Raw genomic sequence first — 12,668 nt, 5'->3', positions numbered from 1 at the left:
TATCCAGACCCCTAGCCTCGTGGCAGCCCGAAAGATTGCCGCAGCAGGTCAATATCCCCCACGCCGACACCTGATTTGAGCGCAGTCAGACGCAGCAACACACGCCCATCGACCAGAGCAACCATGTCGACCGCACTCAATTGGGCAAACTCTTCTGCCAAACGTTTGGCATAGGCAGGCTTGAACACACCCAGCTTGATCGGCTCGCTCAGCGAAACGGCATGAGAGCCATTATGATGTTTCACATAACCAGCGGCCTCGCGGGATAAAATTTCGGACATCTCCCTTTGGTTCGGCTGCGACACGATCGCATCGATCGCAGCGTGACCTGCCGCAATCCGGGTTTCAATCGCAGCGTAATTCAGCTGGATCGGAGCCAACTCGACCAAAGGCGGCAAATCGCCTTTGGATGGCAACACCGCTCCATCGCCCACCAGATCAATCGGTGCCCAAGAACCGGCTGGCGCCGGCGCGGACAACTCGACCGGACTTGGTGCAGACGCCTTCGAACCGAGCGGCGGCAAGTGGGCAAGAAGATAATTGCCCCGTTTTTTCGTTTTCTGTTGCGGCTTGGCAGAGGCAACCATGATCCGCTGAGGCGCATCGCGGTCGCTGCCATTGCCTGGTAAAGACTTCCGATCGTCACCAATCCGCTGGCCCGGCCCACGATAGGACGCCTCGAGATACGTACGATCCTTGCCGTCCATCCGCGCCTTGCCGACATATTTCACCCGAACGTTGGCAATCCCGTCTCGTTTGAAATCAAGCACTTCTGCCACGCGTTTTGACAAATCGATAATCCGATTGTGCGCATAAGGGCCGCGATCGTTGATCCTGACAATCACCGAGCGACCATTTTTCAGGTTGGTCACTCTCGCATAAGAAGGCAGTGGCAGTGTCGGGTGGGCTGCCGTCAAATCATGCATGTCGAAAATTTCGCCATTGGCAGTCAGACGGCCGTGAAAATCATCGCCATACCAAGACGCCCTGCCCGTTTTGTTATAGTTGGGCTGGTGTTTTGGCACATAAGTCCGGCCAGCAACTTTGTATGGTCTGCCAACCTTGTAATGCCCACCACCTTTTCGGAAATCTGACCGCTCGTTGGCCACGCGCGCACTCGCAGATACCCCATATTTCGGGTCATACTTGCCCTTGCTCGGTGAGCCCGGACCAGACGAACATGCTGCCAGCAGCATGGATGCAGCCGCAATGGCACAAAACGTAAAAGCTGATTTCTGGCCCGACACAAGACCAGACGAAGGGCGAGCCCCCATGGCGGAAATCCATTTGATTGACGTGTTCATGTCGACAAAACTCACAACTCGAAAGCCGACGCACCCGTCCCGGCGGTAACGTGAATAATCAAGGTTAACAAGGCCGAGACCACATACAGGATCCAGTTTAGCTTGCAAAAGACTGTTATTCCTGAATCTGGGTCAAAATTCCAGCAAAAACCACGCCTTCCGCTCCACATGGTAAAGACTTGATTAAAAATTCCAAAGCCATATACGTTGGCTCTTTAACTATGAGGCAAGCCCAATCCCCCTTGACGTTGGCTCTCAGAGATCGCCCTTTCAGCGTTTTTCAACAGTCAACGCCCTTTTTGTAGCGAACGCTTGCATTTGCCAGCAAATAGCGGCAAAAGGGCGATCAGCCACACACTGTGGAGAGGTGGCAGAGTGGTCGAATGCTCCGGTCTTGAAAACCGGCGTGCGTGCAAGCGTACCGTGGGTTCGAATCCCACCCTCTCCGCCATCCCCTTGCATTGGCAAATGATCTCAACAACTTATTGATATCTTGAGGGTTTGACTTCCCGCTGTTCCATCAGACTGTTGTAGCGTGCAATTTTGTATGAGGCGGCGCGCTGGTCCCGAGTCTAGCCACGAATAAGGCGGCGCAGGGAGCAATCCCACGCCGCCGTCAATTGGCTTCCACAGCGCGATGTGGTGCCTGGCAGGAAGCCTTGAGCGTCTCCCATCTCGCTTGGGCGCTGCATGACATTCCGTCCGATCCGTTCCATGCCTCCTATGATGCAGCATCCCTTGATGACATCCAGCTGGTCCATTGCGCCTGCAGCCCCTGTTCCGGCCAGCGCGGCGGCAAGCAAAACCATCACCGAAATCGCCTTCCGCTGGGGCTTTAATGATGCAGCCCATTTTAGTCGATCTTTCCGCCGCTGCTATGGTGAAGCCGCGCGCGTCTTCAGAAGTCGTTACCCGTGAAAATAAAAGCCAAACACGGTTGAAACCGCCCACGACTGATAAGGCCATTCTGCCTTTTGATGCGCTGAAACGATGATTCTGATCATCGGCAACAATCGAATCTCTCTATTTTAAATGTACCTATATTCCACGTACTTATTTAGGATTGCAGCTGAGCCGGATATTGGACCTGATGGTGCTTTATGCATATTTGCGAAGAAAATCATTCACCCAAACCACATAGAGTAACCTGTCGTTTTCATAGACTATCGTGTTATTTTCTACTCGCCGTGGTTGCGGTTGCGGGAGAGCTATAACACAATTCAACGCGCTTGGTTCCCACGGAGCCAAGGGAGGAAAAAGTCATTCTGCGCGAGTGCGTTAAGCCAATTTGAGGGGGGCGGCAGGTATGGCGAGGGATTCCAATCCAGCGCTGGAAATGCGCGATATTTCCAAAACCTTCGGGGCTATTCGCGCTTTATCCGATGTATCTCTGACGGCCTATGGCGGTGAAGTTCACGCTTTGATGGGTGAGAACGGAGCTGGCAAATCGACGCTTATGAAAATCCTGTCGGGCGCTTACAAGTCCGACAAAGGTGGAGAAGTCCTAATCTCAGGAAATGCCATGCCGACTGGCAATCCAAAGATTGCAAAGGCATATGGCATTGCTGTCATTTATCAGGAATTGTCTCTCGCACCCAATCTCACTGTCGCTGAAAATATTTTCCTTGGCAACGAACGCGCTCGTTTCGGGCTCGTCAATCATGCGGCCATGCGCAACGAAACCCAGCCTATATTGAACCGTCTGGGCGTTTCGTTCCTCCCTTCCACGAAAGTCAGGGATCTTTCTCTTGGCGAGCGGCAATTGGTAGAAATCGCACGCGCCCTGTCGGCAGATGCGCGCATCATTGTCATGGACGAGCCGACAACCGCCCTCTCCAGCCGGGAAACCGAGCGCCTGTTTGATGTCATCGAAGCCCTCAAACAAGATAACATCGCGATCATCTATATCAGCCACCGTATGGAAGAAGTGTACAAGCTCGCCGATCGCTGCTCGGTGCTGCGCGATGGCAAATATATCGGCACGCTGGATCGTCAGGAACTGAGCGCTGAACGCCTGATCTCGATGATGGTTGGACGGGAGCTGTCTTCATTCTACAAAAAGGAACACCGAGCCGAGGATCTGTCGGACATTGTCATGCGCGTTAAAAGGTTGGGTGACAACCGCAAGGTGCGCAATTGCTCATTTGAGGTCCATCGTGGTGAGGTGCTCGGCATCTCGGGGCTGGTCGGCTCTGGCCGGACAGAACTCGCTCGTTTGATTTATGGAGCGGACCGCAAAGAAACGGGCCAGATTTTTCTTGATGGCGCGCAGGTTGACCCACAAAGCCCCGGTGATGCCCTGTCCAAAGGCATCGCTTATCTGACCGAAGACCGCAAGCAGTTGGGGTTGTTTCTTGAGATGTCGATCTCAGACAACATCAACATGTGTGTGATGAGTGAAGATGCGACAATGGCGGTTCTCAAAAACTTCGCCAAAGCAACTCAAAGGTCCGGCAAGGCATTTGAGGACTTGTCCATCAAAGCGCCGTCCGCGTCGGTTGTGGTCGGGTCTCTGTCGGGCGGAAACCAACAAAAGGTGCTTCTTGCCCGCCTTCTCGAAGCAAAGCCCAAGGTCATTCTGCTGGATGAACCCACACGTGGTGTCGATGTCGGGGCCAAGTCGGAAATTTATCGCCTGATCGATGAGTTGGCTCGGCAAGGGATGGCAATCGTCATGATTTCCAGTGAGCTACCGGAAATTGTTGGCGTGGCTGACCGCGTCCTCGTGCTGCGGGAAGGCGAAATTGCAGGCGAGGTCAAAGCCAGCCAAGCCCAACCCATTCAACAAGAAGCGATTATGAGGCTTTCAACGGGTACGATCGCTGGAAGTCACCCCGCACAATAATTAGCAATGCGCCAAAAGGATCGTTCAAGATGAGCTCTGCTCCGACCTCAAATTCCAAGAATTCATCCGCTCAATTCAAAGGCATCATTCGGGCTTTGGGCATGTTGCCTGTCTTGATCCTGTTGGCGCTCGCCTTTCACGCCCTGACAGGCAAGTTTCTGGCGGCTGGCAATCTGTCCATTGTCTTGCAGCAGGCGTCCATCAACATCGTTTTGGCCGCAGGCATGACCTTTGTCATCTTGACCGGCGGCATCGATTTGTCGGTGGGCTCCATTTTGGCAGCATCGGCCATGGCCGCCGTGATTATGTCACTCATTCCGGGGCTGGGATGGATCGGCGTTCCAGCCGGGATTGCTCTGGGGCTTGTGTTTGGTCTTGTCAATGGCGCCTTCGTGGCCGTTCTGAAATTACCGCCCTTTATCGTGACATTGGGGTCACTGACGGCGGTGCGCGGGATTGCCCGGCTTCTGGGTGGCGACACCACGGTGTTCAATGCGGATCTGCCCTTTGCCGTGATCGGGGACGGCACCATTCTTGGTGTGCCAATCCTGGCGATCATTGCCATTTCCGTGATCATCTTGTCCTGGTTCATCCTGCGGCGCACCATTCTGGGCACCTGGATTTATGCCGTCGGTGGCAATGAGGAAGCGGCGAGACTGACCGGTATCAAGGTGCCGCTGGTGCTGCTGTTCGTTTATGCCATGTCTGGCATGATGTCGGGCCTTGGGGGGGTGATGTCAGCCGCACGCCTCTATGCGGCCAACGGCCTGCAACTCGGTCAGGCCTATGAACTTGACGCCATCGCGGCGGTTATTCTTGGCGGCACCAGTTTTGTTGGTGGCGTCGGCTCCATTACGGGCACTTTGATCGGCGCGTTGATCATAGCTGTCCTTTCGAACGGCCTGATCCTCACTGGTACCTCGGACATCTGGCAGTTCATCATCAAGGGTCTCGTCATCATCGCGGCGGTCACGCTGGATCGTTTCCGCGGGAAAAGCACGACCGCCTGATCGACAAGCCCATCTTCAAACTTGTTATCCATTTTCCAAGGGAGGATTTAAAATGGGAAAAGCACTTAAACTCGTACTGGGCGCAGCAACCGCTTTGTCCGTGTTGGCATCGGGCGCAATGGCCGCCGATAAGGAACTCAAAAGCATCGGGATTTCTGTCGGGCTGCTCGGCAATCCATTCTTCGTTGCCACCATCAAAGGCATCGAGGACCGTGCACGTGAAATCAACCCAGATGTTGAAATCACATCCGTTTCTGCGGACTATGACCTGAACAAACAGGTCAGCCAGATCGATAGTTTCATCGCCAAAGGCGTGGACATCATCATGCTCAATGCAGTGGATGATACTGCGATCGCACCGGCTGTGAACCGCGCCAAAAAGGCTGGTGTGACGATTGCTGCTTTTGACGTGTCCGCACCTGGCGCAGATGTCACCGTGATGACCGACAATGTGGCAGCTGGCCGCAAAGCCTGCCAATATATTGTCGATGCGCTTGATGGCAAAGGCAATGTAGCCATCATCAAAGGCCCGTCGTCCTCCTCGCTCAACGACCGCTTCAACGGCTGCATGGGTGTATTTGAGAAGAATTCAGATATCAAGGTTGTCTCCAACGACCAGAATGGTCTGGCCGCGCGCGAAGGCGGCATGAATGTGATGCAAGGTCTTTTGACCCGCTTCTCCGATCTTGATGCTGTCTTTGGTGCAAATGATCCAATGGCTCTTGGTGCGCAACTCGCCGCCAAGCAGCTGAAACGGACCGACATCATCATCACTGGTGTTGATGGGGCGCCTGACACTGAAAAAGCGCTGGCCGATCCAGATTCCCTGATCAAGGCATCCGCTTCGCAGGATCCCTATGTCATGGCTGGTGAAGCACTAAAAATGGGCTATGATTTCTTCAATGGCAAGAAGCCTGAAAAAGACACCGTCTTGATCGACCCTGTCCTGATCACGGCAGACAATCTGAAAGACTATAAAGGCTGGACCTCTCCTCGCTGATTGCGAGATGAGCGAACGTTAAGACAAAGGGCCGGAACCATCGCAGGTGGTTCCGGCTCTGTTTGTTTGTGCTGCGAGAGCACCCATCAAAACCACCCTCCCCGCCATATCCCTTTGAAGATCGAAAGAGCGAGACAAGGCAGGCAAAAGTTCCCTTGTTCACGCTTGATTTTTACTGTTCCCAAAAAAGGGTTAGATCTTTTTGTCGGTTACCAGCCTGAAGCCCAAATGCGGCGGCGGGGTACCAACCGCGCAGCCGCCACGCGCCGGGTCTCTGACCAGAAACGGAATAACGGCCATATGCTCCCCGGCAACGTAAAATGCAGGGCAACGCTGTTTGGAAACTGTTCCACTTTCACCGACATAGCAGTCATCGGTCCATTCCCAAACGCTGCCATCCAAGTCGGCAATCCCTTGTGCATTGGTAGAAAAGCTGCCTCTTTTCTCCAAACGCCGGGACTTGCGTGCATTGACCAGATAGTCAGACGCCCAACGTAGAGAAGGATCGGAAAAGATTGGCTCAGGCTTTTCGGGCAAGACAGGTTTGGCCATAAACTCCCATTCCTTGGTGGCAGGCAGCCGGAAGGGATGATTGGCGCGTTCCGAGATCCAGCGAACATACTGACTGATGTCGAGATAGTTCAATCCAGTGGCCGGCGCATCCGCTGCGGTCAGTCCCTTTGGTGGGCGAAGTTTCTCAGAACAGACGCCCTCGGCATGACATGCATTCCATTCGGCAACGGAGACTTCGTATTTCTGGACGAAAATAACGCGCCCATCCGGCAGTTGAACGGACGTTTCGGCCATTTGCGGCAAATAGGCCCGATTGGGAAGGGTGCCGGAGCGATATAGCATATATACCGCTCCAGCGAGACACAGCATCACCAGGCAAAGAATAGTCAGGGGCTTTATCCCTATTCTGCAGTGGGGGGGGGAGATGATGCTGGTCATATCTGCAGTCCTGTCGTTATTTGGCCCCTAGGAGTCAGACTGAGGTTGCCCTTGGAGCAACGACCTGCTCCATCAGTTCATTGTCCCACTCCCCATCGACGACGAAATGGGCTGTGGCGCCAAGCAATGCAGCCTCAATGAGATTGTGGTTCACATAGGCATAGACACCGGGCTGCTGGAAGGTATACAGGGCCGCACCTGCACTACCACCGCGAATAAACCAGCTTTCAAGACCGGTCTGCGGCGCGTCGGAGAAGGAACCGGCCTCCCAGACATATTCTCCATGCCCACCAATGAGATGCGGGCGTGAATCGCGGTTGGCCTGATTGTGGATCATCAGAACAGTTTCACCCACTTTTGCCCGCAAGGCGTGATCTCCGGTCAGTGCACCAACCGATCCGTTGAAGACGGAATGGGTCGGAACAAGAGTCCGCATCGCGTCAATGCTGTCGGCATAATCGTCGCCGGCCGCTTCGTAGGTCTTGTAGTCTCCATTCTCGTCTTGCGGCAGATAGAAGTCCTGCTCACCGATATAAGCGATGCTATCGTAGCGCAGCGGGTTGCCATCACGATCCTTGAGCCCATCGCGCGGCAATACCATAACCGCACCATTCATGCCGTGCGTAACGTGATAGGGAATCATCGCTCCACCAGGGGCGCAGTGATAGGTGAAGACACCCGGTTTGGTCGCCTTCCAACGCAACACAGCTTCTTCACCCGGATAGACATGGGTTAAACCACCGCCACCCAACGCTCCCGTCGATGCATGGAAATCGATATTGTGTTCCATGATGCTGTTTTCCGGGTTGCGCAGGGTCAACTCTACATAGTCACCCTCATGCACGATGATGAGTGGTCCGGGCACAGACCCGTTATAGGTCAAGGCCCAGATACTGGCACCGGTGTCCTCATCAACCGTGATCAACCGTTCTTCGGTCACCAGTTCCACTTCAACAATCTTTGGACCACCCTTGGCGACCTGATCATGCTTTGGAGCAAAAGGAGGATCGACAAGCTCTTGCTTGACGCGTGTATAGCCAGAAAGATCAACCGGTTTCGCTTTGGCCTTCGTTTGCGCTTCTGCTTCAGCGCTTACAAACTTTGCGGAAGGGCTACGAGGTGTTACGGAACGCAAATGAGGCATTGCCTGAGATGAGGCTGCTCCCGCTCCGACGGCAACAGCTGCAGCGCCCCCCACGAGGCCACCCCGCAACAGGGCGCGGCGATTAAGATTGATGCTATTCTGTTTTCCTGACTTGAACATTGCGTCCTCCGGTCTCTTGCATGTCAGTAGAATTCTGCGTTGGGTGTCTTAGAGATTTGAGAGTTGCTCTTCAAAGCGTGCCTTGGCTTTTTTGGGAATGCGCCCTTCAAGGAAGGAAGCAGGTGCCTCTGCACCATCGCCCACAGCGATGGTCATCACCATACCCATGGCGAAATGTGGTTTACATTCAATTGCATAGAAACCTTCTGTGGTCAGGGTAACCTCGATTTCTTTGCTCATCTTGCCTTTGAACGGCTCAGCCCCTTCCGGGATACGCCCTTTGACGGTTTGAGCATTGTGGCCCTTGTCGGTGGGAATGAAGCGAACCGTATCGCCGCTGGCGATGCGAAGGAACTCGGGCTCAAAGACCATGCGTTCCTTGCCGCTCTTGTTGAGCATTTTGACTTCGAAAGTCTCCGCGAGAGCAACGCCTCCCATAAGACCCGTTGCGATTGCTGTTGTGATCAGTGTGCGAAGCATGTGTCGATATCCTCATTGGTTATTGATCTGTTGCTGTCGAAGCTACATCGCACGAGCAAAAGAACGTTGTTCTGGCACAACCTTCTCAATAGTTTTCCGGGCAGCAACCGAAATGAGTGGTGGAAGTTGTGCGCATGAAACGCTAGAAAACGGCTATGGGAGAAGAAAAACCGCCAAAGACAATGCCGAGGCTTGATGAAAGCCTTCTGACGCATATCCCGCCCTTCTCAAAGTTGGCGCTGAACGAGATTCGTGAGATTCTCGATCAGGCAAGTTCGCGACGCTATAGCGAAGGCGTTGCCGTTTTCTCGGAGGGCGGAGCCGCCGATCGCTTCTTCATGCTTCTGGACGGCTATATCCGCGTCATTCGTGTGACAGAGACCGGCGAACAAGTCATCGCTCTGCATATCCCATCGGGACAATTGTTCGGCATTGCCAAGGCCCTGGGGCGCGACACCTACCCCGCCACAGCGGTGACGGCTTCGGAGGCCATCATTCTAAGCTGGCCGAATTCCTTATGGGATCGCTTTGTGACGAATTATGAGGGCTTCTCAACCGAGACCTACAAGATTGTCGGCAAGCGGGTCGGTGAAATGAACATGCGTCTTGTGGAGATGGCAACTCAGCAAGTCGAGCAACGGGTGGCAAACGCCTTGATGCGTCTAATTAGCCAGACGGGCCGAAAAGTGGACGATGGAATCGAGGTCGATTTTCCGATCACACGGCAAGACCTGTCCGAAATGACAGCGACGACATTACACACCGTTTCACGCCTCTTGAGCGGCTGGGAAAAACAGGGGCTGATCAAAAGCCGCAGGAAACGCATCCTCGTGACCGACCCCCATGGTTTGATGTTGCTCAGTCAGCAACGTTGATGGCTGCGCGAAGTTCAACCCGGAAGCTTTCTTCATCCAGATCATATTCGGCACAGGCGTCTGCTATTGTGTGAAAGGGGTTCACCAGACACCCCACGCACAGCATTTTATGGTGCAGAAACACACCTACGGTCTGAGGCCATGTTTTCATAACCTCATCGAGCGTCAGGTCAGGATTTTCCAGATTTGCAATGGTCATCGGTCAATATCTCCTTCCTGCCATTCTAGGGAGTTGATCGCCTCAAACGTTGTTCCAGCGCAAACTTCGCCTTTACGAAACACGCTAGCTATTGCGGTATTCCCGATTGATTTGGAGGCCGTCGATGGCAGAAATACTGACAAAATCGCGGGCAAGGAATGTGTTTTACGGAGGCTCACTTTTCTTCGTTGCCGTCTTTATCGCCCTCACCGTGCATAGCCATTATTATGTACTCAACAATTCTACATCCAAATTGCCACTGACCGAGGAAGTGGTGTTGGGCAAACGGGTCTGGGAGAAAAACTCCTGTATCAACTGCCACACACTTCACGGTGAAGGCGCGTATTTTGCCCCCGAAGTTGGCAACGTCATGACCCGTTGGGGTGTTGCCGATGATCCCGAAGGGGCGTTCGAAACCCTCAAGACCTGGATGGAAGCCCAGCCTTCGGGCGTCGAAGGCAGACGCCAAATGCCAAACTTTCATCTGACTGACGAAGAGATCCGAGGGCTCGCAGAATTCCTGCGTTGGGCTGATCATACGGACACGCAAGGCTGGCCGCCGAACGACGCGGGCTAAGGGAGAGGACCATGAAATATCAATCTCAAAAGGTGGCCAAGGCCTATTTCTACTGTGCCATGGCACTGTTTGGCGTGCAGGTGCTTGGCGGACTGCTGGCTGGCTGGATCTATGTCTCGCCAAACTTTCTATCCGACCTTGTACCATTCAACATCATCCGGATGATCCACACCAATGCGTTGATCGTCTGGTTGTTGCTGGGCTTTTTCGGAGCGGCCTATTTTCTCGTCCCCGAAGAGGCAGAACGAGAGCTTTTCTCGGTCAAACTGGCTTACATCCAGCTTGCACTATTGATGGTGGGCACGCTGGGTGCCGTGGCTGGCTATCTGGTCGGCATTCATGAAGGACGTGAATTCCTCGAACAGCCACTCTGGGTGAAACTCGGAATTCTGGTTGCTGCAGTCATCTTCCTGGTCAACATTTCGCTGACCGTTCTGGCTGGGCGCAAAACCGCAATCACCAACGTGCTGCTGATGGGTCTGTGGTTGTTGTCCCTGTTGTGGATTTTTGCCTTCATCAATCCAGAGAATCTTAGCCTTGATAAAATGTACTGGTGGTTCGTTGTTCACCTGTGGGTGGAAGCAACCTGGGAACTGGTGATGGCTGCGATCCTTGGTTATTTGATGCTCAAACTGACCGGTGTTGACCGTGAAGTGGTCGAGAAGTGGCTCTATGTCATCGTTGCCACCGCCCTCTTCTCGGGCATTTTGGGGACGGGACACCATTTCTACTGGATTGGTTTGCCGGGTTACTGGCAGTGGATCGGCTCCATCTTCTCTACATTCGAGGTAATCCCCTTCTTCCTGATGATGTCCTTCGCCTTCGTCATGGTCTGGAAGGGACGCAAGAACCACCCCAACAAGGCCGCTTTGTTGTGGTCGCTGGGGTCTTCCACGGTTGCCTTCTTTGGCGCTGGCGTCTGGGGCTTCTTGCACACCCTGCATGGGGTCAACTTCTACAGCCATGGCACGCAAATCACCGCAGCCCATGGGCATCTGGCCTTCTTTGGCGCCTATGTTGCCCTCAATCTGGCGGTCTTCACTTACGCAATGCCAATGCTGCGCAACCGCGATCCTTATAATCAGGTGATCAACATGGCGAGCTTCTGGCTGATGACCGGTGGAATGGCCTTCATGACCTTCGTTCTGACCTTTGCAGGAACCATCCAGACGCACATGCAGCGTGTGATCGGCGACTATTTCATGGAAGTGCAAGACAGCCTGTCGGTCTTCTATCTGATGCGCTTTGGAGCCGGTGCAGCGGTGGTATTGGGGGCCCTCGCCTTCATCTATTCGATCGTTGTCGCCCAGAAACGTGAAGTGATCGCGCCAGGATCAGCCAATCCGGCCCCAGGAGAATAAGGAGATGAATATGCAGATGCGTAACCAGATCCCTTACTATTTTCCAACCGGTAACGAGTGTGATCTCTTTGAAACCGCATATGACAAAGGTCTGCCCCTTCTTTTGAAGGGGCCGACCGGCTGCGGCAAGACACGGTTTGTCGAACATATGGCAGCACGCATGGGCAAAAAGCTCTATACCGTTGCTTGTCACGATGATCTGTCTGCAGCAGACCTGATCGGACGTTACTTGCTCAAGGGCGGGCAGACACAGTGGGTTGACGGGCCTTTGACACGCGCCGTCCGAGAAGGTGCGATCTGCTATCTCGACGAAATCGTCGAGGCCCGCAAAGACGTCACCGTGGTGTTGCATCCCCTGACAGACACCCGGCGGACCTTGGTCATTGACCGCACCACCGAAGAACTCGTAGCCCCTCCGGGCTTCATGCTGGTCGCCTCCTACAATCCCGGCTACCAAAATGTGCTCAAACGCCTGAAGCCCTCTACAAGACAACGCTTCTTGTCGATGTCCTTCGACTTTCCCGATCCGGAAAGTGAGATTGCCGTCATCTCGAGTGAATCCGGGCTGGAACCTGGCCGCGTTGCGCCTCTTGTCCGCCTGGCAGGGCACATCAGAGCTCTCTCGGGTATGGATCTGGAGGAAGGTGTTTCCACGCGTCTCCTGATCTACACTGCCAAACTGGTAGCTGGCGGTATGGGGATTGATCAGGCCATCACCGTCGCAATCATCGAACCTTTGACAGACGAACCAGATGTGAAGACTGCTCTGAACGATCTGGTTTCAACGATCTACGGGTAACCT

Annotated in this window: 14 protein-coding genes and 1 tRNA gene; 9 read left to right on the top strand and 6 right to left on the bottom strand. The window is 54.0% G+C overall.

Going from position 1 to position 12,668, the window contains the following annotated elements; genetic code table 11:
• Positions 1 to 11: 11 nt before the first annotated feature.
• The gene (locus FDK21_RS05960; RefSeq protein ID WP_138147787.1) at positions 12 to 1,304 is read right to left on the bottom strand and encodes a septal ring lytic transglycosylase RlpA family protein; all 1,293 of its coding nucleotides are present in this window, start codon (positions 1,302 to 1,304) and stop codon (positions 12 to 14) included.
• A gap of 361 nt (positions 1,305 to 1,665) precedes the next feature.
• Between FDK21_RS05960 and FDK21_RS05955 the strand changes: the two genes are divergently transcribed.
• A tRNA-Ser gene (locus FDK21_RS05955) sits at positions 1,666 to 1,755 on the top strand.
• A 121-nt stretch (positions 1,756 to 1,876) separates the two neighbouring features.
• Here FDK21_RS05955 and FDK21_RS20895 read toward each other — a convergent pair.
• On the bottom strand, positions 1,877 to 2,116 hold the full coding sequence (locus tag FDK21_RS20895; RefSeq protein ID WP_171021882.1) for a hypothetical protein: 240 nt from the start codon (positions 2,114 to 2,116) through the stop codon (positions 1,877 to 1,879).
• Between FDK21_RS20895 and FDK21_RS20765 the strand changes: the two genes are divergently transcribed.
• The 4 genes from FDK21_RS20765 (at position 2,019) to FDK21_RS05935 (ending at position 6,159) form a co-directional block, all read left to right on the top strand.
• Positions 2,019 to 2,222 (top strand): helix-turn-helix domain-containing protein, encoded by a 204-nt coding sequence (locus tag FDK21_RS20765; protein ID WP_348639241.1) that lies wholly within the window; start codon positions 2,019 to 2,021, stop codon positions 2,220 to 2,222. The two genes, FDK21_RS20895 and FDK21_RS20765, sit on opposite strands and share 98 nt — an antisense overlap.
• A 388-nt stretch (positions 2,223 to 2,610) precedes the next feature.
• A complete protein-coding gene (locus tag FDK21_RS05945; RefSeq protein WP_138147786.1) occupies positions 2,611 to 4,149 on the top strand; it encodes a sugar ABC transporter ATP-binding protein in 1,539 nt (512 codons plus the stop codon).
• 29 nt (positions 4,150 to 4,178) lie between these two features.
• The gene (locus tag FDK21_RS05940) at positions 4,179 to 5,159 is read left to right on the top strand and encodes a ribose ABC transporter permease (protein WP_114008698.1); all 981 of its coding nucleotides are present in this window, start codon (positions 4,179 to 4,181) and stop codon (positions 5,157 to 5,159) included.
• A gap of 118 nt (positions 5,160 to 5,277) precedes the next feature.
• Positions 5,278 to 6,159 carry an ABC transporter substrate-binding protein gene (locus FDK21_RS05935; protein ID WP_114009612.1) on the top strand — a complete coding sequence of 294 codons (882 nt, stop codon included), beginning with the start codon at positions 5,278 to 5,280 and terminating at the stop codon, positions 6,157 to 6,159.
• 192 nt (positions 6,160 to 6,351) lie between these two features.
• Here FDK21_RS05935 and FDK21_RS05930 read toward each other — a convergent pair whose 3' ends face one another.
• The 3 genes from FDK21_RS05930 to FDK21_RS05920 all read right to left on the bottom strand — a co-directional run bounded on the left by FDK21_RS05930 (position 6,352) and on the right by FDK21_RS05920 (position 8,854).
• Positions 6,352 to 7,014, bottom strand: coding sequence for an SUMF1/EgtB/PvdO family nonheme iron enzyme (locus tag FDK21_RS05930; protein WP_210238679.1), 663 nt, complete (start codon positions 7,012 to 7,014; stop codon positions 6,352 to 6,354).
• Between the two features lie 130 nt (positions 7,015 to 7,144).
• Positions 7,145 to 8,254, bottom strand: coding sequence for a copper-containing nitrite reductase (nirK, locus tag FDK21_RS05925; protein ID WP_246657512.1), 1,110 nt, complete (start codon positions 8,252 to 8,254; stop codon positions 7,145 to 7,147).
• Positions 8,255 to 8,422: 168 nt separating this feature from the next.
• Complete coding sequence (locus FDK21_RS05920; protein WP_114008700.1) at positions 8,423 to 8,854, bottom strand: pseudoazurin; 432 nt, start codon at positions 8,852 to 8,854, stop codon at positions 8,423 to 8,425.
• Positions 8,855 to 9,009: 155 nt separating this feature from the next.
• On the opposite strand from FDK21_RS05920, the gene FDK21_RS05915 reads away from it, so the two are divergent.
• Positions 9,010 to 9,729, top strand: coding sequence for a Crp/Fnr family transcriptional regulator (locus tag FDK21_RS05915; protein ID WP_246657491.1), 720 nt, complete (start codon positions 9,010 to 9,012; stop codon positions 9,727 to 9,729).
• Here the strand turns inward: FDK21_RS05915 and FDK21_RS05910 are convergent.
• On the bottom strand, positions 9,713 to 9,928 hold the full coding sequence (locus tag FDK21_RS05910; protein ID WP_138147784.1) for a DUF1858 domain-containing protein: 216 nt from the start codon (positions 9,926 to 9,928) through the stop codon (positions 9,713 to 9,715). The two genes, FDK21_RS05915 and FDK21_RS05910, sit on opposite strands and share 17 nt — an antisense overlap.
• Before the next feature lie 124 nt (positions 9,929 to 10,052).
• On the opposite strand from FDK21_RS05910, the gene FDK21_RS05905 reads away from it, so the two are divergent.
• Genes FDK21_RS05905 through FDK21_RS05895 form a run of 3 tightly spaced genes read left to right on the top strand, consistent with a single transcriptional unit; the run spans position 10,053 to position 12,665 of the window.
• On the top strand, positions 10,053 to 10,505 hold the full coding sequence (locus FDK21_RS05905) for a cytochrome c (RefSeq protein WP_138147783.1): 453 nt from the start codon (positions 10,053 to 10,055) through the stop codon (positions 10,503 to 10,505).
• An 11-nt stretch (positions 10,506 to 10,516) separates the two neighbouring features.
• Positions 10,517 to 11,866 carry a cbb3-type cytochrome c oxidase subunit I gene (locus FDK21_RS05900; RefSeq protein WP_138147782.1) on the top strand — a complete coding sequence of 450 codons (1,350 nt, stop codon included), beginning with the start codon at positions 10,517 to 10,519 and terminating at the stop codon, positions 11,864 to 11,866.
• A gap of 4 nt (positions 11,867 to 11,870) precedes the next feature.
• Positions 11,871 to 12,665 (top strand): CbbQ/NirQ/NorQ/GpvN family protein, encoded by a 795-nt coding sequence (locus FDK21_RS05895; protein WP_138147781.1) that lies wholly within the window; start codon positions 11,871 to 11,873, stop codon positions 12,663 to 12,665.
• Positions 12,666 to 12,668: the final 3 nt, after the last annotated feature.

Origin of the sequence: Cohaesibacter sp. CAU 1516, assembly GCF_005771485.1 — a bacterium.
GTDB lineage: Bacteria > Pseudomonadota > Alphaproteobacteria > Rhizobiales > Cohaesibacteraceae > Cohaesibacter > Cohaesibacter intestini.
Note: the sequence above shows the minus strand (reverse complement) of the source record. Positions and strands in the feature narration are given on the sequence as shown.